Here is a 24,269-nt window from a genome sequence, read left to right as displayed (position 1 = left end):
GGGTAGGTAAACGGTCTCGGGCTCAGCCGGGCAGGCCCAGCAGCGAGCCGAGGCTGGCCAGGCTGACGCCCGGGCTCTGCAGGACGCTCGGCATGCCCTGCGCCGCCCGCAGCGCGGCCAGTTCCTCGGCCGACCGGCCCGCGTTCGCGGCGACTTCGCCCTGCGACGGGATCTGCGGGACCCCGTTGTACGGCACGTTCTGCGAACCGCGCACGTTGATCGGGCTGCCCTTCGGCTCGGCGCAGTACGCGTCGTCCTTCGGCGGCCGAACCGACGTGTCGGTGCCTTCGCGGTACTTGTCGAGGCCGATGTAGCCCTTGGTGCACGAAGGCGGGTTGAACAGGTTGAGCGCGAGGCCCAGGTGCGCGGTGCCGTCCTTGGCGACGCTGTTCGCGCCGGCGGCCAGCAGCGGATAGGTCACCAGGCCCTGCTCCAGGCCGTCGAGCCGGGTCACCAGCAGGTTCGACGTCGTGAGCAGGTTCGCGGTCAGCGCGCCCAGACCCGGCCCCGCTTCCGCCAGCACCTCGCTGATCTGGGTCGCCACCTGCGGGGTGACCCCGATCAGTTTCCGGATGTCGGCGTCGGAGTTCTTCAGCGTGCCGGACAGCTTGTTCAGATCGGCGCTGAACGACTTCATCGAACTCGCCAGGTCGTTCTGCGTGTCGAGGACCTGCCCGCCCTTTTCCAGCAGCTGGATGGTCTGCGGCAGGTACTCCTGCGCCGTGGTGGTGAAGCTGCGCGCGGTGTCGAGCAGCGTCTGCAGGTCCGGACCGGTGCCGTTGAAGGCGTTGTACGACTCGTCGACGACCTTGCGCAGTGAGTCCGTCGGGACCGAAGCCGCGAGGCTGTCGAGGTCGCCGATGAGCTGCTCGGTGGGCACCGGCGTCTTGACCTTGTCCGCGGGGATGACCGAACCCGGCTTCAGGAACGGCCCCTTCTCGCTCTTGGGCCGCAGGTCGACGAACTGCTCGCCGACCGCGGACCGGTTCGCGACCACGGCGTCCAGATCGGCGGGCACCTGCGGGGCGTCCGGCGCGAGGTTGAGGTCGGCTTCCAGCCCGGCCTTGGTGAGGCGCAGTTCGCCGACGCGGCCGATGTTGAAGCCGCGGTAGGTGACTTCGGCGTTCTGGAAGATGCCGCCCGACTGCTTGAGTTCGAGCTTCACCGTGTAGCCCTCGTTACCGAAGACCTGGCCGAGACCGGCGAACCGGATCAGCGCGTACACGATGGCGACCACGGAGATGATCGCGAAGGCGACCAACTGGAGTTTCGTCCTACGGACCAGCATCAGCCCGCACCTCCCGAAAGCAGGCCGAAGATCCCGGCGGGCCCGGTCTGTTGCGGCTGTCCGCCGCCCTGTGGCACGCCCGTCTGGCCGCCTGCCTGGGTACCGCCGACGCTGTCGGGGATCGGCAGCGGCGGGTTCACGCCCGGCCCCTCGGTCCCGCCGGTCAGCCCCGGCACCGGGATGACGTCCTGGAGCGGGTTCTGCCGGCTGCGGCCGAGGTTCGCGAGGATCTCCTTGAGGTTCAGATCGACCTTCGCGAACAGGTTGAAGTAGTCGCCCTTGACGCCGTCGTAGGACGCGTCGCTGAACGGGAAGGTCAGCAGGATCTCGAGCGCCTTGGGCAGATCCGCCCCGGTTTCGCCGAGCTTCTGCAGTGTCGGCTGCAGTGCCTTGAGGTCCGCGACGAGGTCTTCCTTGCTCTTGTTCACCGTGTCGATGGCGACGCCGGAGAGGCTGTCGAGCGCGTTGAGCATGGTCACCAGCTGACCCCGCTGCTGCTCCAGCACACCGAGCCCGGGGCCGAGGTTGTCGACCGCGCCGACCAGCTTGTCCTTCTGGCCGTTCAAGGTCGAGGAGAGCCGGTTCAGCCCGTCGAGCGCCCGCGTGATGTTCGCGGACTGCCTGTCCAGGTTCGTCACCAGCTGGTTCGTGTTGTTCAGCAGCGCCTTGAGTTCCGGCGACCGGCCGCTCGTGGCGTTGTTGAGTTCCTTGGTGATGGTGTTGAGCTGTTCCACGCCACCGCCGTTGAGCAGCAGCGAAAGAGCACCGAGGAGCTCCTCGACCTCGACGCTGCGGTTCGTGCGGGCCAGCGGGATCACCGCGTTGTCGGCGAGCTTGCCCTGGCCGTCGACGGGAGCGGCCAGTTCGACGTACTTCTCACCGAGAAGGCTCGATTGCCGCACGTTGGCCAGCGCGTTCGCCGGCAGCTTCACGTCCCCGTTGACCCGCAGGGTGACCTCGGCGTTCCAGCCGTCCTGTGTCAGCCCGATCGCCTCGACGCGGCCGATGGACACCTCGTTGACCTTGACCCCGGCCTGCGGGGTCAAGTCCAGGACGTCCCGGAACTGCACCTTGACCGTGTACGGGTGGTCGCCGAGTTCGGCGCCACCGGGCAGCGGGATGTCGTAGATGCCGCTGAACCCGCAGCCGCTCAACGTCAGCGCGGCGACGGTTCCACAGGCCACCAGAGCAAGTTTCCGCATCACTTCGCCGCCGATCCGTAGAGCTGACCCGCGATGGGAAGTGGAAGCGGCGGCAACTGCCCGGCCTGCGCGGACTGGATCACCTGCGCGATCGACGGCAGCGGCACCAGCCCGTCGACCAGCCCGGCGATCCCCTTGCACGCGTCGCCCAGCGCGTCGAGCGCCTCCGGGGTCTGCTTGAGCAGGTTGCACACCATCACCAGCGGCGGCTGGGTGAGCTCGTTCAGGTTCGCCCGCGCGTCGAGCGTGCCCGACGAGGCGTTGTACGTGTTGACCAGGTTCCCGAGGCCGACCGGGGCGACGTCGAGGATCTCGGCGAGCGCGCCTCGCTGGTCCACGAGCACCTTGGTCACACTGGCCAGCTTGTCCACATTGGACTTGAGCCGGTCGCGGTTCTTCTCGATGAACCCCTGCACCGCGGTGAGCGTGTCCGACAGCTGCTTCACCGTGGCCGCGAGGTTCTCCCGCTCCCCCGCGAGGAAACCGCTGACGTCGGCGAGCTGCCGCTCGAAGTCGCGGACCTGGGAGTCGCTGTTCACCAGCGTCTGGGAGAAGGAGCCGAGGTTCTCGACGGTCTTGAACAGGTCGTCCTTGTTGCCGGACAACGTGCCCGCGGCCTGGCCGAGTTTGGTGATCGTGTCGTGCAGTGCCTGCCCGTTGCCGTCGAAGTTCTTCGCGGCGGTGTCGAGCAGGTTCGACAGCGAACCGTTCTTGTTGGCGCCGTTGGGGCCGAGCGATTTGCTGACCCGCGAAAGGCTGGCGGCGAGTTCGTCGACTTCGAGGGGGACCTCGGTGCGGTCGAGGCCGATGACAGCGCCGTCCTCGATCCGCGGACCGCCCTTGTAGGCCGGGGCGAGCTGGACGTAGCGGTCGCTGACCAGCGACGGCGAAACGATGATCGCCTTCGCGTCCGCGGGCACCGCCACCGAACGGTCGTATTCGAGATCGACCCGGACCTGGTTGCCCTGCGGCTGGATCTTGGTGATGGTGCCCATGTCGACACCGAGCATGCGGACGCTGTTGCCCTCGTAAAGGCCGACGGCACCGGCGAAGTAAGCGGTCAGGTGGTTGCGGCCGGCGTCCTTGAGCGTCCACCACAGCGCACCGGCGACGACCAGCGCGAGCACGATCGCGATGGTGAAGCCGCGGGCGAGACCTTCTCCGAGACGGGTACTCATTTGTCGTAGCACCCCTTCTCGTTGATCGGCCCGAACGACGGGAGGACCAGGCCGCAGATGTAGTTGTCGAACCAGCGGCCGTTGCCGATCGTGTTGGTGAACACCCGGATGAACGGCGCGAACCGCGCGACGCCCTGGCCGAGTGCGTCCTGGTTGCGCTGCAGCATCGAGGTCAGCTGGTCGAGCTGGGTGAGCACCGGGTCGAGCTGCGCGTCGTTGTCGTCGACCAGGCCCTTCAGCTGGGTGGCCAGGTTGCGCGAACCGTCCAGCAGCGCGGAGATCGCGTCCTTGCGGCGCGACACCTCCCCGAGCAGTTTGTTGCCGTCGGCGAGCAGCTTCTGGAATTCGGCATCCCGGTCGACCAGCGTCTGCGAGACCTGCCGAGTGTTCGCGAGCAGGGTCGACAGCTGCGAGTCGCGCGAAGCGATCGTGTCCGAGAGGCGTGAAAGGCCGCTCAGCGCGCCCTTCACGTCGGCCGGGGTGTCGGCGAAGGTCTCCGAGATGACGTCGAAGCTCTTCGCCAGCTGCGTGGTGTCGATGTCGTCGACGGTCCGCGACAGCCCGCGGAACGCGTCGATGACGTCGAACGGCGACATCGTCCGGTCACGCGGGATGGTCACGCCCGGGTCCAGCGTGCGCTGCCCCTGCGGATCCAGCGCCAGGTACTTCTGGCCGAGCACGGTCTTGATCTTGATCGCCGCGCTGGTCTTGTCGCCCAGCCAGGCGTCCTTGACCTTGAAGGAGATCTTGACCTTGTCGCCGTCGAGCTTGATCTCGGAGACCTTGCCGACCTTCACCCCGGCGACGCGGACGTCGTTGTCCTCCTGCAGGCCCGAAGTCTCGGAGAAGTCGGCGCTGTAGGTCGTCCCGCCGCCGATCACGGGCAGGTCCTCGGAGTTGAGCGCGGCGAGGAAACCGAGCAGCAGCACCGAAACGCCGACCAGCGCGATCGGGATCGGATTGCGTTTCTGGAACGACTTCATGCCGTGCACCTCGCCCGGTTGACCGGCAGCAGCGGCAGGTTGATCGGCTCGTTGATCAGCGGAGGCAGGGCGACGGCTCCTGTCAGTTCACAGGCGAAGAAGTTGAACCAGGAGCCGTAGTCGGCGGTGCGGGTCAGCGCGGTCACCTTCTGCGGCAGGAACTGGATGAAGTGCTCGATGATCGGCTGGCTGTCGTTGAGGTTCTTCGTCAGCGTGCCGAGCGCCGCGATGTCCTGCTTGAGCGGCTCGCGGGCCTCGCCGAGCAGCCCGGACGTCGTCTGCGCCAGATTCCCGAGCGAGTCGATGGCGTCGCCGATCGGCTCGCGGTCCGCGGCCAGCCCGGAGACCAGCTGCTGCAGCTTGACGATCAGGTCGTTCAGCTGCGGCGTGTGCGCGTTGACCGTGTCGAGCACCGAGTTCAGGTTGTCGATGACCTCACCGATCACCTGGTCCTTGTCGGAGATCGTGGTCGCCAGCGACGCGGTGTGCTGCAGCAGGCTTTCGATCGTGCCGCCTTCACCCTGCAGGACCTGGATGACCTCGTAGGACAGCTTGTTGATGTCGTCCGGGTTGAGCGCGGTGAACAGCGGCTTGAACCCGTTGAACAGCTGCGTCAGGTCGAGCGCCGGCGTGGTCCGCTCCAGCGGGATGTTCCCGCCCGGTGCCAGCGTCTTGCCGGAGGAGTCGGTGCCCTGCCCGAGCGAGAGGTAGCGCTGGCCGACCAGGTTCCGGAACTTGATCTGCGCGGTCACCCCGGCGGGCAGTTTGCGGCCGGCGTCCACCTCGAACTCGATCTCGGCCTGGCGCCGGTCGACGATGCGGACCTCCTTGACCTGCCCGACCCGGACGCCGGCGATGCGGACGTCGTCGTTGGGCAGCACCAGGGTCGCGTCGCTGAAGCGTGCCTTGTAGGCGGTGGTGCTGGTGGTGTTGATGTTGGCGATGCTGATCCCGAGGATCGTCGTGAACAGCACGGTGACCACGACGAAGACGCAGAGCTTGATCAGCGGTGCGAGCAAACCCCTCATTTGACGTGCACCTCCGCTCCCCGGTAGAGCGGACCGACGAGCAGCGAGCCCCAGCCGGGCACGTCCGAGGCGGACATTCCGACCTGCGGGGCGACCAGCTGCGCGAGGAAGTCCGACTCCGACGTGCTGAAAGTCGGGTTACCGGCGGGCGCGCCGCCGCCGTTGCCGTTGTAACCGCCGAAGTTCGCGAAGTTGTTGGACGGCGAGAGACCGTCGTTGGTCGACCGGGCGGGCGCCTTGTGCGTGGTGCCGTCCTGGATCGGGCCGTCCGGCGGGTCCTGCGGGAACGGGTCCGGGAACTGCTTGAGGTCGTAGCAGCGCGGGCCGCGTTTGTCCTCGAACTTCGGCTCGTCCTTGCCGGGCAGGTACGGGCCGCGGTTGACGGTGATCTCGATGGTCGCGTGCAGGCCGGGCCGGTTGGTGCCCTTGCCCAGCGCCTGGTCGATCTTCGGCAGGACGTCGGCCATCTGCCCGATCACGCACGGGTACTCCGGCGCGTACTTCGCCAGCAGTTCCGCCGTCGGGCGGGCGCTGTCGGCGAGGCGGATGAGGTTGTCGCCGTTGTTCTGCAGGAAGGTCTGCAGGTCGACCGAAGCCTGCGTGACGCTGCCGTAGAGGTTCTGCAGGTTCAGCTTCTGGTCCACCACGGTGCGCGTGGTGGTGCTCAGGTTGTCCAAGGTCTGCACCAGATCCGGGGCGACGGCGTTGAGGTTGTCCGAGAACTCCGCCAGCTCCTTGAGGTTCCGCTGGAGCTGGGGCTCGTGCGGGTTCAGGTCGCCGACGTACGTGCCGAGCTGGGCGAGGGTGTCGCCGAGCTGGTCACCGCGGCCGTTGAGCGCGGTGGAGATCGCCGAGAGCGTGCTCGAAAGCTTCTGCGGCTGGACGGCCTGGAGCACCGGCATCAGATGGGCGAAGGCCTGCTCGAGTTCGACCGCGCTGGACGTGCGGTCCTGGGTGATCACGTCGCCCTCGGCGATCGTCTTCACCGAAGGGGCGTCCGGGATTTCGAGGGAAACGAAACGCTCACCGAACAACGTCTTCGGCAGGAATCGCGCGGAAACGTTCTGGGGGATCAGTTTCGCCGACTCCGGATTCAGCGCGAGCGTGAGTTCGGCGCCGTCCGGCGTCGCGGCGATGTCCTTCACCGAACCGACGATGAGACCACGGACCTTCACGTCGGACTGCTTCAGCAACTGGTTCCCGATGCTGCTCGACTGGAGTTTCACACTCACCACGGGGGTGAACGCCTTTTCGTACAGCGCGATGCTCAGCGCCACTCCGCCGATGAGCACGGCGACAAGCAGCAGGCCCAGCAGCCTGCGCCGGACTGTCGCGATCATCCTGCGATCCTCACCGTGACGTCGGTTCCCCAGATCGCGAAACCGATGAAGAAGTTCATGACGGACACCGTGACGATGCTCAGCCGGACCGCCTTGCCGACGGCCACACCGACACCGGCCGGGCCACCGGTGGCCCGGTAACCGAAATAGCAATGGGACAGGATGATCAAGACGCTGAACAACAGCACCTTGATGAACGAATAGAGCACATCCTGTGGAGGTAGGAAGAGGTCGAAGTAATGGTCGTAGGTACCCGCTGACTGGTTGTAGATGTAGATAACGACCAACCGGGACGCCAGATACGAACTCAGCAGGCCGATGACGTACAGCGGGATGACCGCGACGAAACCGGCGATGATCCGCGTGGTCACCAGGTACGGCAGGCTCGGCACGCCCATGACCTCGAGCGCGTCGATCTCCTCGGAGATCCGCATCGCGCCCAGCTGGGCGGTGAACCCGGCGCCGACCGTCGCCGACAGCGCGAGGCCCGCGACCAGCGGCGCGATCTCACGGGTGTTGAAGAACGCGGTCAGGAACCCGGTGAAGGCCGAGGTGCCGATCGAGTTCAGCGCCGAGTAGCCCTGAAGGCCGACGAGGACACCGGTGAACAGCGTCAGGCCGACCATCACGCCGACCGTGCCGCCGATGACCGCGAGCGAGCCGGAACCGAAGCTCACCTCGGCCAGCAGCCGCAGGACCTCTTTCATGTAGCGGCGCAACGTCCGCGGCGTCCACAGCAAAGCGCGGCCGTAGAAGGACATCTGGTCGCCGAGGTTGTCCAGTGTCTGCAAAGGACGGTTGGCGATCCGCTTGGCGCCCTGGAGGAAGGTCATGCGTCAGTCCAGCTTTCCGGGCACGATCTGCAGGTAGATCAGCGTGATCACGAAGTTCACCACGAACAGCATGAGGAACGTGATGACCACAGCCTGGTTCACCGCGTCCCCGACGCCCTTCGGGCCGCCGGACGGGTTCAGTCCCCGGTAGGAGGCGACGACCGCGGCGATGAAGCCGAAGATCAGCGCCTTCAGCTCGCCGACCCAGAGGTCGGGAAGCTGGGCCAGTGCGGAGAAGCTCGCCAGGTACGCGCCCGGCGTCCCGCCCTGGAGGACGACGTTGAAGAAGTAACCGCCGAGCACGCCGATGACGCTGACCATGCCGTTCAGCAGGAGCGCCACCAGCATCATCGCGAGCACGCGCGGCACGATCAGCCGCTGTACCGCGGAGACGCCGAGCACCTCCATGGCGTCGATCTCTTCACGGATCGTCCGCGCGCCGATGTCGGCGCAGACGGCGCTACCGCCGGCGCCCGCGACCAGCAGCGCGGTGACCAGCGGACTGGCCTGCTGCACGGTGGCGAGCACCGACCCGGCGCCCGTGTAGGACTGGGCGCCGAGCTGGCGGGCGAGCGAACCGAACTGCAGCGAGATGACCGCGCCGAACGGGATCGCGACGAGCGCCGTCGGCAGGATCGTGACGCTCGCGATGAACCAGGCCTGCTGGATGAACTCCCGCAGCTGGAACGGGCGCTGGAAGATGCCACGAACGATGTCGAGGCCGAGAGCGAACAGGTTCCCGGTCTCGCGCAACATGCCGATGCCGGGAATCTTCGCCGATGAAGCGGGAGAGCTCACGCGCCACCTGACCCCGGATCATGTGGCCGCATGCGGTGGTTGCCCGGTCTCCCCGGATGCGGGATGGAGGCGACCTGGTCGTCGGGCAGCTGCCCCTGGTGGTGGTTCGGCATGGAGCCGTCGCTCTGCTGCGAACGGTGCCCCGCGGCGGCGAGGCGCTGCGGGCGGACGCCGTAGCGCTGCTGTTCCTCCGGGGAGAGCGACTCGATGATGCTCTGCTGGGCCTCGTGCGGGAGACCGCCGAGGATCTCCATGACGCGGTCCTTGCGGCGGACCGCGCCCATCCGCGTCGGCACGCCGGGCGTGGGCTGCATCTGCGGCGGCACCCCGCTGACGTCCTCGACACCGCCCGAGTGGTGGCCGGCCTCGAACATGGCGCGCTCGGCGGCGAGCTGGGCCGAGTCCTTCTCCTCGCTCATGCCGATGGGGCCGTCCATCTTGCCGTTGAGGAACTGCTTGACGACCGGCTCCTCGCTGGTCAGCAGCACCTCGCGCGGACCGAACATGACCAGTTCCTTGCGGAAGAGCATGCCCAGGTTGTCCGGGACGGTGCGGGCGAGGTTGATGTTGTGCGTGACGATCAGGAACGTCGCGTCGATCTGCGCGTTGACGTCCAGGAAGAGCTGGGAGATGTAGGTGGTGCGGACCGGGTCGAGGCCGGAGTCCGGCTCGTCGACCAGGATGATCTGCGGGTCCAGCACCAGGGCGCGGGCGAGGCCGGCGCGCTTGCGCATACCGCCGGAGATCTCGCCGGGGAGCTTCTTGTCGGCGCCGTTGAGACCGGTCATCTCGAGCTTCTCGAGCACGATCCGGCGGACCTCGGTCTCCGACTTCTTCGTGTGCTCCCGCAGGGGGAACGCCACGTTGTCGTAGAGGTTCATCGAGCCGAAGAGGGCGCCGTCCTGGAAAAGGACGCCGAAGAGCTTGCGCACCTCGTAGAGCTGGTGTTCGGAGCACGTCACGATGTCGACGCCGTTGATCATGCACCGGCCCTTGTCGGGCTTGAGCAGACCGATCATCGACTTCAAGAAGACGGACTTACCGGTTCCGGACGGACCGAGCATCGCCGAAACCTCGCCCGGAGGCAGGGTCAGCGTGACGTCCCGCCAGATGGCCTGCTTACCGAAGGACTTGCTCAGACCTTCGATGACCACCTCGGCACCCATCGCACCTCCAGGAGCTGTTCCGCGTCGTCGCGCACTGCCTTCCCGTCCCACTGGCTCGGGAGGGCGCATGCGTCCGCGCAGCGATACCCGCGTCAACCAGGTGCAACGAGCTGAGTGCGAACAGGTTACTCACCAGTTTTCTTTTCTGGCCAGACCCGCGGGTAACTTTTCGCGCAGCCCGCTCCGGCCCGTGCACCGCTAGCGGCACCGTAGTGCACGTCACCCCTCGGCGCAGATCCACAACTCGGCTCCGTTCCCAGGTCGGGGCGGTTTCGCGTCGCGTTTAGCCCGCTAAACGCAGGTCAACCCCCTCCCGCCCGCGTGCCTCCGGCCCCCTCTGCCCCGGCCTCCCGGAGCGCCTTTAGCGGGCTAAACGCGCTCCGGTGCCCTTGGGGCGCTCAGGTGCTTAGCGTGGCTACGCGTCGCGATTAGGGGGCTAAACGCACTCCGGCCGACTGGGGTGCGGACAGCGAAGGGGCGGGCATCCGTGTGGATGCCCGCCCCTTCGACGGTGCTGCGGTAGGCGCTGACGCGCCCGAGATCACTTGATGGCGATCTTGGCGCCCGCGGCCTCGAGCTTCTCCTTGGCGGCCTCGGCGGCCTCCTTGTCGACCTTCTCCAGGAGGGCCTTGGGAGCGGCCTCGACCAGCTCCTTGGCCTCCTTCAGGCCCAGGCCCGAGACGACCTCACGGACGACCTTGATGACCTGGATCTTCTTCTCACCAGCGGACTCGAGGACGACGTCGAACTCGTCCTGCTCCTCGACCGGCGCGGCAGCGGCGGCACCCGGGCCGGCGGCGACGACGGCAGCCGGGGCGGCCGCGGTCACGTCGAAGGTGGTCTCGAATTCCTTGACGAACTCGGACAGCTCAAGAAGGGTGAGCTCCTTGAAGGCGTCGATCAGCTCGGTGGTGCTCAGCTTCGCCATGGTGGCTTTCCTCTCTGAAACGAACTAAAAGTTCGGGGTGGGGGGTGTTCAGCTCTCGGCGGGTGCTTCGGCTGCTTCGGTACCGGCGTTGCGCTGCTTGTCCTCCAGCGCGGCAGCCAGGCGAGCGACCTGGGACGCCGGCGCCTGGAACAGCGCGGCGGCCTGGGACAGCTTCGCCTTGAACGCGCCCGCCGCCTTGGCGAGCAGGACCTCACGGCTGTCGAGATCGGCGATCTTGTTGATCTCGTCCACGGACAGCGTCTTGCCGTCCATGAAGCCGCCCTTGATCACAAGCGCGTTGTTGTCCTTCGCGAAGTCGCGAAGCGCCTTCGCGGCGTCAACAGCTTCACCTTCGACGAAGGCGATGGCGGTCGGGCCGACGAACAGGTCTTCAAGGCCCTCGATGCCCGCGTCCGTGGCGGCACGCTTGACGAGGGTGTTCTTCGCGACCCGGTACTTGGCACTGGTGCCGAGAGCGCGGCGCAGCTGGGACAGCTGGGACACGGAGAGGCCGGTGTACTGGGTAACGACTGTGGCCGAGCTGCTGCGGAAGCTCTCCGCGATCTCGGCGACGGCCGCCTCCTTGTCGGGCTTCGCCATGGTCGCCTCCTCTCTTGGCTAGTGGTCCACTGGCCTTGAGAGCCCTGAAACGACGAAACGCCCCAGCGCAGACAGGCGCGGGGCGTCAGGGCACGCGACGGGATACGTCGCGGGCGAGCCTCGTTCCTCCTGCGCGGGTCGCCCGCCCTAGCGGGGCCTTCGTTCTCCAGGCCAGATGACCAGGAGAAGACCAGCGGTCTTCGGTAGAACCTTGACAAGAGTACGCGACCCCTTTTCACCTCCGGCGGCACCCCCTCCCAACTCGCGTTTAGCGGGCTAAACGCGACCGGCGGAGTGCATCGGGGGGTTCGCGGGGCATCATGGTGACGTGGCGGAGCAGCGTGATGACGGAAAGCCGGGCAGCGAGCCCGGCACGGACATCGAGCCCAAGGCGGGAGGTCAGCCCGCGCCTCAGCTGAACGACGAGCAACTGCGCCAGTTCCAGCAGTTTCAGCAGTTCCAGGACTATCTGAAGTTCACCGAGGCGCAGCAGCAGGGCCTCGTGCCGTCACAGCCCAGCCAGCCCGTGACCCAGCACTACGCCGCGCAGCCGCCTGCGCCTCCGGGACCGCCTCCCGGTGAGCTCGTCCCGGCTCCTCGACCGCGAGTACCGCGCTGGCTGCGACGCATGGGCGGGAAGCTCCTGGCCTGGGTGATCGTGATCGTGCTGATCTGCGTCGGAGCCACCATCGCCTACCGGCAGTTCTTCCCCAGCGACGCCGGGCAGACCACCGCGGAGTTCGTTCAGGGCGGCGGCGGCAAACACCACACCAACCAGGTGCTTTCGACCAATCCCTGGGAAGCCGTGCGGGCCATCTACGACACGATCGGCAAGCCGTACCCGCCCGCCACCCGGGTCGAGAAGGTCTGCCTGTCGATGAGCGAACAGGCGCAGGCCCAGTTCGCCAGGGATCTCGGCTATCCGGACTGCGCCACCGCCGTCCCGGCCTTGAACGCCAAGGTCACCGACATCACGCCGTACATCTACGCCGTGCGCCCGATGTCGAGCGTGGTCCCGCGGCAGAACCTGACGATCCACTCGTGCTGGTACAGCATCCGCGGAGGCCCCCTGCTGGGCAGCTTCACCCTGCAGGAAGTCGAGATGGGCCAGTGGCTGATCACCGGGCACGCGAACTCCCCCGAGCCCTGCCCAGCCCCGCCCACCGGCAACTGACCTGGGCCTTCCTACCTCCGGATCGCGATTAGGGGGCGAAACGCACGTGCCCACCGGATCGCGATTAGGGGGCTAAAGTCGACTCGGGTCAGAGGTCGTGCGCGGTGAGGAAGGCCGCCAGCGTGGAGCCGAAGGCGGGGTGCATGACGGCCGTCATGTGATCGCCGGGGACGCGGACGAGGCGTGCGCCGGCGATGGCGGCGGCCAGGCGTTCGGGTTCGGCGGCCAGCGGGTCGGTGTCCCCGGCCAGGATCAGGGTCGGCACGGAGATCGCCGTCAGGTCCAGTTTCGGGTTCGCGGTCCCGCGCGCTACGGCGGCCAGCGCGATCCGGTCGGCGCGCAGGGCGTCCGCCAAAACCCGGAAAGGCGCCGAAGACGGCGGAAGCGTCGCCGGATCCTCCGAAAGCAGCGCTTCGCTGATCGCGTCCGGCGTGACCACTCGCGTGTCCACGCCTCCGAAGTCGACGATCCCCGAGCCGACCCCGCCGATCGCGAGGCACCGGATCCGCGGGTCGGCGGCCACCGCGCCGAGCGCGATCATCGCGCCCATCGAGTAGCCGACCATCGACACCTCATCGAGGCCCAGCTCGTCCAGCAGCGCCGACACATCGCGGACCATCGCGTCGGCGGCGTAGCTCGCCTCGTCGTGCGGTTTCGCCGACCGACCGTGCCCACGCGCGTCGAGGCTGATCACGGGCAGTCCCGCGTCCTGGAGAGTGTCGACGACGCCGGGTGCGATCCAGTTGGCGTTCGTGTCCGCGGCGAAGCCGTGCTGCAGCAGCACGGGGCGCCCTTCGCCTTCCCAAGCGGTGTACCTCAGCTGGAGCCCGTCGAACGACGCGAAGGTAGGCATCCCTCCAGCAAACACGAAGAAGGGGCGGCCCCGCCGTAGCGGGACCGCCCCTTTCTCAGTGATGTCTAACTCAGACTCACGCGTCCTCGGAAAGGAGGTTGCGGGTCCGGGCGGGGTCGACCGGGATACCCGGGCCCATCGTCGTGGAGACGACGACCTTGCGCAGGTAGCGGCCCTTCGCCGACGACGGCTTGGCACGCAGGATCTCGTCCAGCGCGGCCGCGTAGTTCTCCACCAGCTTCTCGGTGTCGAACGAGGCCTTGCCGATCACGAAGTGCAGGTTGGCCTGCTTGTCGACGCGGAAGTTGATCTTACCGCCCTTGATGTCCGCCACGGCCTTCGCGACCGCGGGGGTCACGGTGCCGGTCTTCGGGTTCGGCATCAGGCCACGCGGGCCGAGGATGCGGGCGATGCGGCCGACCTTGGCCATCTGGTCCGGCGTCGCGATCGCGGCGTCGAAGTCGAGCCAGCCACCCTGGATGCGCTCGATCAGTTCGTCCGTGCCGACCACGTCCGCGCCGGCGGCTTCGGCCTCGGCGGCCTTGTCACCAACGGCGAAAACGATGACGCGGGCGGTCTTACCGGTGCCGTGCGGCAGGTTCACGGTGCCGCGGACCATCTGGTCGGCCTTACGAGGGTCGACACCGAGGCGCATGGCGACCTCGACGGTGGCGTCCATCTTCGACTTGGAGGTCTCCTTGGCCAGCTTCGCGGCCTCGAGCGGGGCGTACAGCCGCTCGCGGTCCACCAGCTCGAGGGCCTGACGGTAGGCCTTGCTGTGCTTGGTCATGCTTCTGTCCTCAACTCTTCAAAACGGATCAGTGTGGTGTTGGAGCCGGCACTGGCTCTCCCACGTGGTGCTGGAAAACAGCGTCAGTCGACGACCGTGATGCCCATCGAGCGGGCGGTGCCCGCGATGATCTTCGCGGCCTGGTCGACGTCGTGCGCGTTCAGGTCGGATTCCTTGGTCTTCGCGATGTCGCGGACCTGGTCCCAAGTGACCTTGGCGACCTTGGTCTTGTGCGGCTCGCCGGAGCCCTTCTCCACGCCCGCGGCCTTCAGCAGCAGCTTCGCGGCCGGCGGCGTCTTGAGCTTGAAGTCGAACGAGCGGTCTTCGTACACGGAGATCTCGACCGGGACGACGTCCCCGCGCTGCGACTCGGTCGCGGCGTTGTAGGCCTTGCAGAACTCCATGATGTTGACGCCGTGCTGACCCAGCGCGGGGCCGACCGGCGGCGCGGGGTTGGCCGCACCCGCCTTGATCTGCAGCTTGATGATCGCCGCAAGCTTCTTCTTCTTGGGTGGCATTTCGTTTGTTCCTTCTTACTGACTTGAGTCCCCCGCACACCTGCCAGTACGCGGGGACTGCCGGCCGTCTGGCGGCCGTCAGATCTTGGAGACCTGGTTGAACGACAGCTCGACCGGGGTCTCCCGGCCGAAGATCGACACCAGGACCTTCAGCTTCTGCCCGTCCACGTTGACCTCGGAGATCGTCGCGGGGAGCGTCGCGAACGGACCGTCCATGACGGTGACCGACTCGCCGATCTCGAAGTCGACCTCGACCGCGGGGCCGCCCAGCTGCGACTCCGACGCGGCGGCCTCGCCCTTGCCGGACTTTGCGGGCGCGGCGGCCTCGACCTTGGGCGCGAGGAACTTCAGCACCTCTTCGACCGTCAGCGGCGAGGGACGCGACGTGGCACCGACGAACCCGGTGACGCCCGGCGTGTTGCGCACCGCGCTCCACGAGGCGTCGTTCAGGTCCATCCGGACCAGGATGTAGCCGGGCAGCACCTTGCGCTGCACCTGCTTGCGCTGGCCGTTCTTGATCTCGGTGACCTCTTCGGTCGGGACCTCGATCTGGAAGATGTAGTCCTCGACGTCCAGCGTCTGAGTACGGGTCTCGAGGTTGGTCTTCACCTTGTTCTCGTAACCCGCGTACGAGTGCACGACGTACCACTCACCGGGAGCGGCGTTGAGTTCCGCGCGCAGCTTCTCGACCGGGTCGAGGTTCTCGTCGACCTCGGGCTCGGCGGCGGCGGTGTCGTCGGCTGCGTTGTCGTCGGTCTCGTCGGACGCCTCTTCGGCCTCCGCGACATCTCCGGCTTCGTCGACCTCGTCGCCTGCGGCGGGCACCTCGACGGAGTCCAGGTGCTCGGACTGCTCGTCGCCGAGTGCCGCGTGCACCTGCTCGTCGGAAAGCTCGGTCAGCTCATGACCGGCTGCTGTGCCGTTGTCGGAGGTCACGTTCCGTCCTCTCAGTTGATCGGTTGCCGTGGCGCAGGCCACCGTGCGGTGCGCTCAAGCACCGCGACCGGCTGCCTCAGCTGCCGAAGACGGCACCGACGACCTCTTTGAAGGCCAGGTCGAGGCCGCTCACCAGCGCCACCATGAACACCACGAAGACCAGCACCACCGCGGTGTAGGTGACCATCTGCTTGCGGTTCGGCCAGATGACCTTGCGCAGCTCGGCCCAGACCTCGCGGATGAAGCGCATCAGCCGGGCGAAGATCGACGCCTGCTTCGGCTTGCGGTCGCGCTTCGGAGTCGCCGCGCCCTTGGCGTCCTTGGACTTCTCGGTCTTGTCCCCGGCCTTCGCCTTGCCGGCGGGACGGGTCTTGTCGTCCGACTTGGCGTCGGCCTTCCCGGACGGGCGCGCGGACGCACGGCGCTCACGCCGGGCAGCGGCGGTCACCGGGCGGGACTGTTCGTCGGGCTTCTGCCCGGCGTCGTCCTTCGCCTTATCACCGCTGGCGTCGCTGTCGCTCACGACCACTCCTCCGCCTTCACCAGTTCGCTTACGCAGGGGTGACAGGACTTGAACCTGCAACCTGCGGTTTTGGAGACCGCTGCTCTGCCAATTGAGCTACACCCCTTTGGAGCTCCGATGGTCTGGAGCTCCCGAGGACGCATTCCATCGTCCCCACCGCCGTGGCGGGGATGACCGTAGTGCGTTCCGAGACCAGAAGTCTACGGCAACCCCCGAACAGCTTCGCAACCGCGCCCCTCAAAGGCGGCGCGGAGCAGCCTTCCGTGAGGAAACTCCCCCACGGCCGACCCCATGATCGTGCCACGATGTCGCCATGAGCGCTCCCGCACCCTCGCCTTCGCCGGCTTCACGCGTCTCTGCCCGCATCGGCGGCATCACGCCGTCGGCCACGCTGGCCGTCGACGCGAAGGCTCGGGAGCTCAAGGCGCAGGGCCGTCCGGTGATCGGGTTCGGTGCCGGGCAGCCGGACTTCCCGACCCCGGCCAACGTGCTCGAAGCCGCCGAGGCGGCCGTCCGGGACAGGGTGAACCACGGCTACACCGCCGCGGGCGGGCTGCCGGAGCTTCGCGAGGCGATCGCGGCGAAGACCGTCCGCGACTCCGGGTTCGAGGTGGACCCCGGCCGCGTCCTGGTGACCAACGGCGGCAAGCAGGCGGTCTACTCGGCGTTCGCGACGCTGCTCGACCCGGGCGACGAGGTGCTGCTCCCCGCGCCGTACTGGACGACCTACCCGGAGTCGATCGTCCTCGCCGGCGGCGTCCCGGTGCAGGTGACCGCGGACGAGACGACGGGCTACCTGGTCACCGTCGAGCAGCTCGAAGCCGCCAGGACGCCGCGCACGAAGGTGCTGCTGTTCGTCTCGCCGTCGAACCCGACAGGCGCGGTGTACCCACGCGAACAGGTCGAAGCGATCGGGCGCTGGGCGCACGAGAACGGCCTCTGGGTCATCACCGACGAGATCTACGAGCACCTGGTCTACGACGGCGCCGAAGCGCCTTCGATGCCCGTCCTGGTCCCGGAACTCGCCGACCGGACGATCGTCCTCAACGGGGTCGCGAAAACGTACTCGATGACCGGCTGGCGAGTGGGCTGGCTGCTCGGTCCGCAGGACGTGGTCAAGGCGGCGACGGCGTACCAGTCGCACTTGTGCGGCAACGTTTCGAACGTCGCGCAGCGGGCCGCGCTGGCGGCCGTGAGCGGTCCGCTCGACGCCGTTTTCGCGATGCGCGACGCGTTCGATTCACGGCGCAAGACGGCACTTTCGCTGCTTTCCGGGATCGAGGGAGTGGAAACTCCGGTGCCGCTCGGCGCCTTCTACCTCTACCCGTCGATGAAAGCCTTGCTGGGCAAGGAGATCCGCGGTGAGCGACCGGCCGACACGGTGGCGCTGGCCGATCTGATCCTGCGCGAGGCCGAGGTCGCCGTGGTGCCCGGCGAAGCGTTCGGGACACCCGGGTACTTCCGGATTTCCTATGCCCTGGCCGAAAAGGATCTCACCGAGGGAATCACCCGGATGGGCCGGCTGCTCGCGGAAGCACGGTGACCGTGATGCGCCTGGGAATCACCCTTCCGCAGTACGGTCCCCTGGCGTCCATGGACGCTGTCACCGGCTTCGCGACGGCCGCCGAAGAACTCGGGTACGAGTCCTTGTGGGTCGGGGATCGGGTGCTGGCCCCGGTTTCGCCGTCGGACTTCTACCCCGGCGGCACCCCGGAACGGCCGTATCCGCCCGAATTCGTCACCTTCGCCGATCCGCTGATCCTGCTGACGGTGGCCGCGAGCGTCACGAAGAAGGTCCGGCTCGGCACCAGCACGCTCACCGGAACGGTGTATCCGGCCGTGGTGCTCGCCCGGATGCTCACTTCGCTGGATCAGGTGAGCGGCGGACGGCTGGACGTCGGGCTGGGCACCGGCTGGCTACGCGACGAGTACACCGCGACAGGCACCCCGTGGAAGGGCCGCGGCGCGCAGCTGGAGGAGCTTCTCGAAATCCTACGAAAGTTCTGGACCGAGGACCCTTTCGAGCACGAAGGCGAACGCTGGCGGATCCCCGCGTCGAAGGTGGGACTGCGGCCGGCACAGAGCCCGCATCCGCCGGTGCTGCTGGGCGGAGGGTCGGAGGCGGCGCTGGACCGCGTCGGGCGTCGCGCGGACGGCTGGCTGCCTGCCGGTCTGCCCGCGCCCTACCTCGCGAAGCTCTGGGCGACCGTGGTGAGTTCGGCCGAGAAGGCGGGCCGAGACCCCGGTGCGCTGCGGCGGGTGCTGCGGATCAATCCGAAGCCGGGCACCGGCCTCAAGGAGGTCGCGGCGAAGCTGGAAGAGGCCGCCGAAACCGGGATCACCGAGGCCTTCGTCGACCCGCATTACCTCGCGCGGGACGTCGGCCACGCCCTCGATCTCGCCGCTGAGCTGCGCGAACTCGTCCCGAAAGGCTGAAGGCCCTCCCCCGGAGGGAAGGGCCTTCAGGGATGGCAGCAGGGGTCAGGATTCGCCGTCGGCGAGCTGAACGAGTGCGTGGGCCTTCGCGGCGTACTTCCAGTTGCCGAGGTCCCGGACGGTCTTGATCTTGAGTTCCGCGAGGAGTTCGTCGTGCTTCTTGGTCAAGCCCTCGAGCGCGGACGGCGGGGCGTCCAGCAGCTCGTTGATGCCTTTGTCCTCCCACGCCTTGTCGACCAGCTTGTTCAAGTTCAGGCTCACGTCTTCGCCTTTCCTCGGGTCTGGGTACGTGCCCACCCTGAACGTGATCCACGTCTCAGGCAACCGGTGATCACCCGTTCACGCGTAATTCACCGACGGTCGGACCAATGACAAGAGTGACCTGGGTCGCGTACAACGAACGGGTGACGCAGCGGAGAACTGGCGGCGGCTGTCTGTTCCTGGTGATCGTGTTGTCCGTCCTGGGGATCGCTTACCACCTGTGGGAGCGCGGGACGTCGGTGACACCGGCGGGGGTCACCACTTCGGATGGCGCGGGCCGATATGTGGCTCTGGGTGACTCCTACACGGCGTCGCCGGGCACTGGACGGCCCGTGGGCGCGCCGGCGGGCTGCGACCGTTCGGACAACAACTACCCGAGCCTGCTCGCCGCGGCGCTGCGTCCGGCCGAGTTCGCCGACGTCAGCTGCGGCGGCGCCACGACCGAGCACCTCACCGGCGAGCAGAAGACCCGGGACGGCACGAACGCTCCGCAGCTCGACGCGATCAATGGCGACACGACGCTGGTGACGGTCGGGATCGGCGGCAACGACGTGGGCTTCGTCGGCTTCGCGAGCCAGTGCGCGACGCAGCACCAGACCGCTTCGCCCTGTAAGACCCGACTGACCGCGGGCGGACGCGACCAGCTCGCCGAGCGGATCACCGCCGCGGCGGATCGGCTCGGCGGCGTTCTGGACCAGATCCGCTCGAAGGCCCCCGAAGCGCGCGTCGTGGTCGTCGGGTACCCGACGGCGCTTCCGGACGACAACGCCGGCTGTTGGCCGGTCCTGCCGGTCGGCGAGGGGGACGTCGCCTACTTCCGCGACTCGCTGGAGCTGCTGAACAGCACGCTGGAGGAGACGGCGAAGAAGCACGACGCGGGCTTCGCCGACATGTCGACCGCGAGCAAGGGTCGTGACATGTGCAGCGCCGCGAACCGGCGATGGGTCGAGGGCCCCGCGCCCGCGGTCCCCGCGGCGCCGCTGCATCCGAACGCCCGGGGCGAGGAAGGCATGGCGGAGGTCATCGGGAAGCTGCTCAAGCTCGCTTAGCCAGGTCCACCCAGGCTCGCCCCAGTAGTCCGTGAAGGCCCCCTTCACTACCTTCAGGGTAGGCAAGGAGGCCTTCACGGACCTGCGACCAACTCCACTCACGAGGGTCAGGCGCGGACGACCGCTTGGGCCTTCCCGAGGACGGCCTTGCCGTCGAACTTGGCGGTGATGTCGATCCGCGCGGTGCCGTCGTCGTTGACCACGGCGACCTTCCCGGTGAACTCGATCGTCGCCGCGCCGTCGTTCGGCACGACCACGGGGCGCGTGAAGCGTGCGAAGTAGTCGACGAGGCGGCCGGGGTCGCCGAGCCAGTCCGTGACGAGCCTTGCCCCGAGCGCCATGGTCAGCATCCCGTGCGCGATGACGTCCGGCAGGCCGACTTCCTTGGCGAAGGCCTCGTTCCAGTGGATGGGGTTGAAGTCCAGCGAAGCGCCCGCGTAGCGCACCAGCTGGTCCCTGGTGACGTCGATGGTCAGCGGCGACAGTTCTTCTCCGGCGGTGAACGTGCTCACGCGCCCTCCCCTCGGACCACGAGCTGGGCGTACGTGGTGGCGATCGGGCCGCCGTCGGCGCCGGAGATCTCGGCGCGCAGGTTGATGAAGTCGTTCCCGGCGCGGGTCATGATGTTGTCGATGTACGTGGTGAGCGACAGGACGTCGCCCGCGTGCACCGGCCGCGTGTAGGTGAACCGCTGGTCGCCGTGGACCATCCGCGAATAGTCGAGCCCCAGCTCGGGGTCGGAGACGATCGCGTTGATCGAAGCGAGGTTGATGATCGTGAGGAACGTCGGCGGTGCGATGACGTCGGGGTGACCGGCCGCCTTCGCCGCTTCGGTGTCGCGGTAGAGCGGGTTCGCGTCGCCGAGCGCGTCGGCGAACTCCCGGATCTTCTCGCGACTCACTTCATAGGTACTGGTCGGCGGGTATGCCCGCCCGGTGAACGACTGGTCCAAGGCCACCCGAGCAGGCTACCTAACCCGGAAATGCCCGAAGCCGCCCTGGTGACCAGGACGGCTTCGGGTGAGACTTTGTAGAACCGCCAGACGCTCAGCGGGTCTCTTTGTGAGTCCGGTGCGTACCGCAGTTCGGGCAGAACTTCTTCATCTCCAGGCGATCCGGGTTGTTGCGCCGGTTCTTCTTGGTGATGTAGTTGCGGTGCTTGCACTCCTCACACGCGAGCGTGATCTTCGGTCGCACGTCAGTGGCAGCCACAGCATTTCCTTCTCTACTAGGCCTGGGATACCCAGGATTACCGCGTAGCGGTGGCCGGACTTGAACCGGCGACACAGCGATTATGAGCCGCTTGCTCTGCCAGCTGAGCTACACCGCCCTTACATAACCCTAACCGCGACACGCTAGCGTGACGCGGTTGAGGTTGCGAGCCCCTTTACGGAATCGAACCGTAGACCTTTTCCTTACCATGGAAACGCTCTACCGACTGAGCTAAAGGGGCCTTGCCCTCTCGCGAGGACTTGGAAAGATTAGCAGGCCGGTTGAAGGGCCTTGAGCGGGGGGCAGGTTACCGCAAAACCTCAGGTCAGCAGGGTCAAGACGGTCTCGGAGTGTCGTCCCGGCGAGCGCGCCGTGCGGGCCTGCAGCCACGCCTCCAGGCGGTCCTCCGGCAGCGGCCGTGAGATGAGGTAGCCCTGTGCCACGTCACAGCCCATCGCCTCGAGCTGATCCCGCGCGACGTCCTCCTCGACACCCTCGGCGACGACCGTGAGACCGAGCGAGTGGCCCAGTTCGACGATGGAGCGCACGACGGCGAGGTCGCCGAGGTCGGTGCCCATGCCGAGGACGAAGCTCTTGTCGATCTTGACCTGGTCGACCGGGAGCTGCCGCAGGTACGCCAGCGACGAGTAGCCGGTGCCGAAGTCGTCGACGGCGAGCACGATGCCCAGCGAGTGCAGTTCCCGCAGGATCGGCAGCGCCTTCTGCGGGTCGGACATCACACCGGATTCGGTCAGCTCGAAGGTGAGCAGCTCGGGCGGGATGCCGAAGCGATCGAGTTCGCGGGCGACCTTCGTCGGGAAGTCCTCGTCGGCCAGGTTTCGCACCGACAGGTTCACCGCGGCGGAGATGCGCAGTCCTTCGTCGAGCCACTTTCGTACGCGCTTCAGCGACTCTTCGAGCACGAAGGACGTCAGGACGCCGATGAGACCGGCCGCTTCGATCGCCGGGACGAACTCGTCCGGGCCGAGCCTGCCGAACTCCGGATGCACCCAGCGCACCAGCGCCTCGACACCCTGGATCTGCCGGTTCGGCAAGGTGATCTTCGGCTGGTAGTGGACGCTCAGCTGGCCTTCTTCGAGCGACTGCCGGAACTGCGTGACCATCTGGAACCGGCGCATGAAGATCTGGCCCATGCTGGCCATGTAGCCGCGGACCTCTTCGCCGCCCTTGGTCGCGCGGACGGCGACGTCGGCGCGCTGCAGGAGCCCGTCGACGTCGACCTGGTCGTCGTCTTCCGCCGACGAGGTGGCGTAGCCGATCATCGCGTTGGCTTCGACGGAAAGCCGGTCCACCGGGTACGGGGCGACGAGTTCCGCGCGGAGCAGTTCCGCCGCGGCCTGGGCGCGTCCCGGCGCGCAGCCGACGAGGAGCGCCGCGAAGGACGCGCCTTCGAGCCTGGCGAGCGGGACGTCGGGGCCGAGCGCATCGCGGATACGGCGACCGGCGGCGATGACCATCCTGTCGGCCCATACGTAACCGAGGGCGTCGCTGACGGTGGAGAAGACGTCGAGGTCGACCCGCAGCACGACCGCGTCGACCTGTTCCCGCAACGGTTCCTTGGCGACCTGACGGAAGCCCGGCCGGTTGAGCAGGCCGGTCAGCGGATCGTGGTACGCGTCGTGGCGCAGGGTCGCGAGCAGGCGCCGGTTGTCCAGCGACGTCGCGAGGTGGCTGGCCATCGTGCCGAGCAGCTGGACGTCGTACTTGCCGAAACCACGCCAGCGGGACAGCCTGTCGTGCGCTTCGACGACGCCGAGGAGCTGGTTCGCGCTGCGGAGCGGGACGACCAGTGCCTCTTGGGCGCCGCGGTCGAGCAACGCGGAACGGACGTCGGGATTGGCTTCGGTGATCCGGAAGTGCCGGACGTGCGCGCCGGGCAGGCGCAGCAACGGGTCGTCGGCGGCCGGGTCGACGGGTGGCAGTTCGTCGCCCGCGACGACCATCCGCATGGTGTCCTTGGGTTCCAGCCGCAGCCTGAGCACCACACGGCCGGCGGCCAGCTGGTCCTTGATGCGTTCGGCGATGGTCGCCCACTCGCGGACGTCCACGCCGCCGACGAGCTCGTCGGCCCGCCCGGCGGGACGCGCGGCGGCCTGCTGACCGGATCGGGCGACCATCAGGCTGACGTCGGACAGCGCTTCCATGTCGCGCTGTTCGCGGAGCAGATCGGAGTACGCCCAGTACAACGCGGTGAGCCCGAGGAAGACGGCCAGCACGAGCGGCCAGGCCTTCGGCGTCCCGGAAATGACCAAATAGCCGGAAAGGCCGACCGAGGCGTTGACGAATCCGACGACGAGGATGCGGCCGGTCAGCCGGATCGCGGTGCTGACCCGCATGCGGCGGCGCAGGACGCGGACGGCGGCGAGCGCGAGCAGCGTGCTGACCAGCGGCGCGGTCAAAGTGCCTGCCAGCGCGGCGATCCAGGTCATGTCCTGGGCGCCGGAGGCCTGTTTCACCAGTCCTGCCACGGCGAACGCGCCGGTGATCTCCAGCAGGAACGCGCCGGCGTTGTAGAGGACCCGGCCCGCGACCTTGCGGGCCAGCAGGGTTCCGATGCCCGCCGCGAGATGCGCGGCGAGGACGACTTCGAAGGGTGCGACGAAGAATCCGATGACCAGGGGAATCTCGGTGAACGAGATCGTCCAGGAGATACCGCTGCGGACGTCGACGTTGATGCCGAGTTGTTCGGCCAGGAGGAACGCGAGCGCGAGGATCGGCCCGATCCACAACAGGTCGTCCGAGGCCTCGAAGTCCAGCCAGAGGCTGACCGCGGCCGCGGCGGCGATGCCCATGGTGAGTACCGCGAAGGTGTAGACGCGGAACCGTCGCTCGTCGGTACGAGCCTCCGTAACGGCGCCTCCCTTGCCCGGTGCTGCCTGTGCGGCGCTCACGGGCCTGCCGTTCGTGTCCGGCATCCGACCTTCCTTCCCGGCTGCCCAACCGGTCTTGTCCTACCGCGACCTCGGGGACGAGGGCAATACAGTACCCCGGAGGGCGTACCCAAGTCCCATTCGAGACAGTATGAGATCACCCCAGGGTTAACAATGGGCGCGTCGCGCTGACCTGCGTGGACCAAGGGGTGAAATGGGAGCGTTATTCGCGTTCCTTCCGACTACCGGAAGTCACCTGGCGCCACGGCCGAGCCAATGTCGT

The 24,269-nt window shown here is 67.6% G+C and carries 25 protein-coding genes and 3 tRNA genes; 4 read left to right on the top strand and 24 right to left on the bottom strand.

The window, feature by feature from the left end:
- Nucleotides 1-22: 22 nt before the first annotated feature.
- The 11 genes from BKN51_RS37870 to rplJ all read right to left on the bottom strand — a co-directional run bounded on the left by BKN51_RS37870 (nucleotide 23) and on the right by rplJ (nucleotide 11,344).
- A complete protein-coding gene (locus BKN51_RS37870; protein WP_101612147.1) occupies nucleotides 23-1,288 on the bottom strand; it encodes an MCE family protein in 1,266 nt (421 codons plus the stop codon).
- Nucleotides 1,288-2,490, bottom strand: a complete 1,203-nt coding sequence (locus BKN51_RS37865; RefSeq protein ID WP_101612146.1) for an MCE family protein — start codon at nucleotides 2,488-2,490, stop codon at nucleotides 1,288-1,290. The genes BKN51_RS37870 and BKN51_RS37865 overlap by 1 nt, the downstream gene beginning before the upstream one ends.
- The gene (locus BKN51_RS37860; RefSeq protein ID WP_101612145.1) at nucleotides 2,490-3,668 is read right to left on the bottom strand and encodes an MCE family protein; all 1,179 of its coding nucleotides are present in this window, start codon (nucleotides 3,666-3,668) and stop codon (nucleotides 2,490-2,492) included. The genes BKN51_RS37865 and BKN51_RS37860 overlap by 1 nt, the downstream gene beginning before the upstream one ends.
- Nucleotides 3,665-4,651, bottom strand: coding sequence for an MCE family protein (locus BKN51_RS37855; RefSeq protein WP_101613698.1), 987 nt, complete (start codon nucleotides 4,649-4,651; stop codon nucleotides 3,665-3,667). Before BKN51_RS37855 ends, BKN51_RS37860 begins: the two co-directional genes overlap by 4 nt.
- The gene (locus tag BKN51_RS37850) at nucleotides 4,648-5,679 is read right to left on the bottom strand and encodes an MCE family protein (RefSeq protein WP_101612144.1); all 1,032 of its coding nucleotides are present in this window, start codon (nucleotides 5,677-5,679) and stop codon (nucleotides 4,648-4,650) included. The genes BKN51_RS37855 and BKN51_RS37850 overlap by 4 nt, the downstream gene beginning before the upstream one ends.
- Nucleotides 5,676-7,019, bottom strand: a complete 1,344-nt coding sequence (locus BKN51_RS37845) for an MCE family protein (protein ID WP_168214486.1) — start codon at nucleotides 7,017-7,019, stop codon at nucleotides 5,676-5,678. Before BKN51_RS37845 ends, BKN51_RS37850 begins: the two co-directional genes overlap by 4 nt.
- Nucleotides 7,016-7,852 carry an MlaE family ABC transporter permease gene (locus tag BKN51_RS37840; protein ID WP_101612143.1) on the bottom strand — a complete coding sequence of 279 codons (837 nt, stop codon included), beginning with the start codon at nucleotides 7,850-7,852 and terminating at the stop codon, nucleotides 7,016-7,018. The genes BKN51_RS37845 and BKN51_RS37840 overlap by 4 nt, the downstream gene beginning before the upstream one ends.
- A 3-nt stretch (nucleotides 7,853-7,855) precedes the next feature.
- Nucleotides 7,856-8,608: an MlaE family ABC transporter permease gene (locus BKN51_RS37835; protein ID WP_101612142.1), complete on the bottom strand. Its 753-nt coding sequence runs from the start codon at nucleotides 8,606-8,608 to the stop codon at nucleotides 7,856-7,858.
- A 38-nt stretch (nucleotides 8,609-8,646) separates the two neighbouring features.
- Nucleotides 8,647-9,816, bottom strand: a complete 1,170-nt coding sequence (locus tag BKN51_RS37830; protein ID WP_101612141.1) for an ABC transporter ATP-binding protein — start codon at nucleotides 9,814-9,816, stop codon at nucleotides 8,647-8,649.
- A gap of 541 nt (nucleotides 9,817-10,357) precedes the next feature.
- Entirely contained in the window at nucleotides 10,358-10,744 is a 387-nt protein-coding gene (rplL, locus tag BKN51_RS37825) for a 50S ribosomal protein L7/L12 (RefSeq protein ID WP_101612140.1), read from the bottom strand.
- Between the two features lie 48 nt (nucleotides 10,745-10,792).
- The gene (gene rplJ, locus BKN51_RS37820; protein ID WP_101612139.1) at nucleotides 10,793-11,344 is read right to left on the bottom strand and encodes a 50S ribosomal protein L10; all 552 of its coding nucleotides are present in this window, start codon (nucleotides 11,342-11,344) and stop codon (nucleotides 10,793-10,795) included.
- A 328-nt stretch (nucleotides 11,345-11,672) separates the two neighbouring features.
- Here rplJ and BKN51_RS37815 point away from each other — a divergent pair, with 328 nt between their 5' ends.
- Nucleotides 11,673-12,518: a hypothetical protein gene (locus tag BKN51_RS37815; protein WP_101612138.1), complete on the top strand. Its 846-nt coding sequence runs from the start codon at nucleotides 11,673-11,675 to the stop codon at nucleotides 12,516-12,518.
- A gap of 88 nt (nucleotides 12,519-12,606) precedes the next feature.
- Here BKN51_RS37815 and BKN51_RS37810 read toward each other — a convergent pair whose 3' ends face one another.
- From BKN51_RS37810 to BKN51_RS37785, 6 genes are all read right to left on the bottom strand, one after another.
- Nucleotides 12,607-13,371 (bottom strand): alpha/beta fold hydrolase, encoded by a 765-nt coding sequence (locus BKN51_RS37810; protein ID WP_101612137.1) that lies wholly within the window; start codon nucleotides 13,369-13,371, stop codon nucleotides 12,607-12,609.
- Nucleotides 13,372-13,447: 76 nt separating this feature from the next.
- Nucleotides 13,448-14,161 (bottom strand): 50S ribosomal protein L1, encoded by a 714-nt coding sequence (rplA, locus tag BKN51_RS37805; RefSeq protein WP_101612136.1) that lies wholly within the window; start codon nucleotides 14,159-14,161, stop codon nucleotides 13,448-13,450.
- Between the two features lie 83 nt (nucleotides 14,162-14,244).
- Nucleotides 14,245-14,679: a 50S ribosomal protein L11 gene (gene rplK / locus BKN51_RS37800; RefSeq protein WP_076164368.1), complete on the bottom strand. Its 435-nt coding sequence runs from the start codon at nucleotides 14,677-14,679 to the stop codon at nucleotides 14,245-14,247.
- 78 nt (nucleotides 14,680-14,757) lie between these two features.
- The gene (gene nusG, locus BKN51_RS37795; protein ID WP_101612135.1) at nucleotides 14,758-15,615 is read right to left on the bottom strand and encodes a transcription termination/antitermination protein NusG; all 858 of its coding nucleotides are present in this window, start codon (nucleotides 15,613-15,615) and stop codon (nucleotides 14,758-14,760) included.
- A 76-nt stretch (nucleotides 15,616-15,691) separates the two neighbouring features.
- Nucleotides 15,692-16,144, bottom strand: coding sequence for a preprotein translocase subunit SecE (secE, locus tag BKN51_RS37790; RefSeq protein ID WP_101612134.1), 453 nt, complete (start codon nucleotides 16,142-16,144; stop codon nucleotides 15,692-15,694).
- Between the two features lie 27 nt (nucleotides 16,145-16,171).
- Nucleotides 16,172-16,244: transfer RNA gene (locus tag BKN51_RS37785), tRNA-Trp, on the bottom strand.
- A gap of 207 nt (nucleotides 16,245-16,451) precedes the next feature.
- Here BKN51_RS37785 and BKN51_RS37780 point away from each other — a divergent pair.
- Nucleotides 16,452-17,681: a pyridoxal phosphate-dependent aminotransferase gene (locus tag BKN51_RS37780; RefSeq protein WP_101612133.1), complete on the top strand. Its 1,230-nt coding sequence runs from the start codon at nucleotides 16,452-16,454 to the stop codon at nucleotides 17,679-17,681.
- Nucleotides 17,678-18,574, top strand: coding sequence for a TIGR03619 family F420-dependent LLM class oxidoreductase (locus BKN51_RS37775; RefSeq protein ID WP_101612132.1), 897 nt, complete (start codon nucleotides 17,678-17,680; stop codon nucleotides 18,572-18,574). The genes BKN51_RS37780 and BKN51_RS37775 overlap by 4 nt, the downstream gene beginning before the upstream one ends.
- Nucleotides 18,575-18,619: 45 nt before the next feature.
- On the opposite strand, the gene BKN51_RS37770 is transcribed toward BKN51_RS37775, so the two are convergent.
- A complete protein-coding gene (locus BKN51_RS37770; RefSeq protein WP_101612131.1) occupies nucleotides 18,620-18,835 on the bottom strand; it encodes a hypothetical protein in 216 nt (71 codons plus the stop codon).
- A gap of 116 nt (nucleotides 18,836-18,951) precedes the next feature.
- Here BKN51_RS37770 and BKN51_RS37765 point away from each other — a divergent pair, with 116 nt between their 5' ends.
- A complete protein-coding gene (locus BKN51_RS37765; protein ID WP_101612130.1) occupies nucleotides 18,952-19,884 on the top strand; it encodes an SGNH/GDSL hydrolase family protein in 933 nt (310 codons plus the stop codon).
- Between the two features lie 107 nt (nucleotides 19,885-19,991).
- On the opposite strand, the gene BKN51_RS37760 is transcribed toward BKN51_RS37765, so the two are convergent.
- The 6 genes from BKN51_RS37760 to BKN51_RS37735 all read right to left on the bottom strand — a co-directional run bounded on the left by BKN51_RS37760 (nucleotide 19,992) and on the right by BKN51_RS37735 (nucleotide 24,031).
- Entirely contained in the window at nucleotides 19,992-20,396 is a 405-nt protein-coding gene (locus BKN51_RS37760; protein ID WP_101612129.1) for a MaoC family dehydratase, read from the bottom strand.
- Complete coding sequence (locus tag BKN51_RS37755) at nucleotides 20,393-20,842, bottom strand: MaoC family dehydratase N-terminal domain-containing protein (protein ID WP_101612128.1); 450 nt, start codon at nucleotides 20,840-20,842, stop codon at nucleotides 20,393-20,395. The genes BKN51_RS37760 and BKN51_RS37755 overlap by 4 nt, the downstream gene beginning before the upstream one ends.
- A gap of 88 nt (nucleotides 20,843-20,930) precedes the next feature.
- Nucleotides 20,931-21,095 carry a 50S ribosomal protein L33 gene (gene rpmG, locus BKN51_RS37750; RefSeq protein ID WP_005152047.1) on the bottom strand — a complete coding sequence of 55 codons (165 nt, stop codon included), beginning with the start codon at nucleotides 21,093-21,095 and terminating at the stop codon, nucleotides 20,931-20,933.
- A gap of 45 nt (nucleotides 21,096-21,140) precedes the next feature.
- Nucleotides 21,141-21,213: transfer RNA gene (locus BKN51_RS37745), tRNA-Met, on the bottom strand.
- Between the two features lie 50 nt (nucleotides 21,214-21,263).
- Nucleotides 21,264-21,336, bottom strand: a tRNA-Thr gene (locus tag BKN51_RS37740).
- A gap of 79 nt (nucleotides 21,337-21,415) precedes the next feature.
- Nucleotides 21,416-24,031 (bottom strand): putative bifunctional diguanylate cyclase/phosphodiesterase, encoded by a 2,616-nt coding sequence (locus BKN51_RS37735; RefSeq protein ID WP_101612127.1) that lies wholly within the window; start codon nucleotides 24,029-24,031, stop codon nucleotides 21,416-21,418.
- Between the last annotated feature and the right edge of the window lie 238 nt (nucleotides 24,032-24,269).

Origin of the sequence: Amycolatopsis sp. BJA-103 (genome assembly GCF_002849735.1) — a bacterium.
Classification (GTDB): domain Bacteria; phylum Actinomycetota; class Actinomycetes; order Mycobacteriales; family Pseudonocardiaceae; genus Amycolatopsis.
Note: the sequence above shows the minus strand (reverse complement) of the source record. Positions and strands in the feature narration are given on the sequence as shown.

Coding starts and splice junctions, on each gene's coding strand:
- rplJ (WP_101612139.1), bottom strand. CDS start 11,344: ATGGCGAAGCCCGACAAGGAGGCGGCCGTCGCCGAGATCGCGGAGAGC.
- BKN51_RS37830 (WP_101612141.1), bottom strand. CDS start 9,816: ATGGGTGCCGAGGTGGTCATCGAAGGTCTGAGCAAGTCCTTCGGTAAG.
- BKN51_RS37845 (WP_168214486.1), bottom strand. CDS start 7,019: ATGATCGCGACAGTCCGGCGCAGGCTGCTGGGCCTGCTGCTTGTCGCC.
- BKN51_RS37735 (WP_101612127.1), bottom strand. CDS start 24,031: ATGCCGGACACGAACGGCAGGCCCGTGAGCGCCGCACAGGCAGCACCG.
- BKN51_RS37840 (WP_101612143.1), bottom strand. CDS start 7,852: ATGACCTTCCTCCAGGGCGCCAAGCGGATCGCCAACCGTCCTTTGCAG.
- BKN51_RS37810 (WP_101612137.1), bottom strand. CDS start 13,371: ATGCCTACCTTCGCGTCGTTCGACGGGCTCCAGCTGAGGTACACCGCT.
- BKN51_RS37835 (WP_101612142.1), bottom strand. CDS start 8,608: ATGTTGCGCGAGACCGGGAACCTGTTCGCTCTCGGCCTCGACATCGTT.
- BKN51_RS37860 (WP_101612145.1), bottom strand. CDS start 3,668: ATGAGTACCCGTCTCGGAGAAGGTCTCGCCCGCGGCTTCACCATCGCG.
- rplA (WP_101612136.1), bottom strand. CDS start 14,161: ATGACCAAGCACAGCAAGGCCTACCGTCAGGCCCTCGAGCTGGTGGAC.
- BKN51_RS37865 (WP_101612146.1), bottom strand. CDS start 2,490: ATGCGGAAACTTGCTCTGGTGGCCTGTGGAACCGTCGCCGCGCTGACG.
- BKN51_RS37870 (WP_101612147.1), bottom strand. CDS start 1,288: ATGCTGGTCCGTAGGACGAAACTCCAGTTGGTCGCCTTCGCGATCATC.
- BKN51_RS37780 (WP_101612133.1), top strand. CDS start 16,452: ATGAGCGCTCCCGCACCCTCGCCTTCGCCGGCTTCACGCGTCTCTGCC.
- rplL (WP_101612140.1), bottom strand. CDS start 10,744: ATGGCGAAGCTGAGCACCACCGAGCTGATCGACGCCTTCAAGGAGCTC.
- rplK (WP_076164368.1), bottom strand. CDS start 14,679: ATGCCACCCAAGAAGAAGAAGCTTGCGGCGATCATCAAGCTGCAGATC.
- BKN51_RS37855 (WP_101613698.1), bottom strand. CDS start 4,651: ATGAAGTCGTTCCAGAAACGCAATCCGATCCCGATCGCGCTGGTCGGC.
- BKN51_RS37850 (WP_101612144.1), bottom strand. CDS start 5,679: ATGAGGGGTTTGCTCGCACCGCTGATCAAGCTCTGCGTCTTCGTCGTG.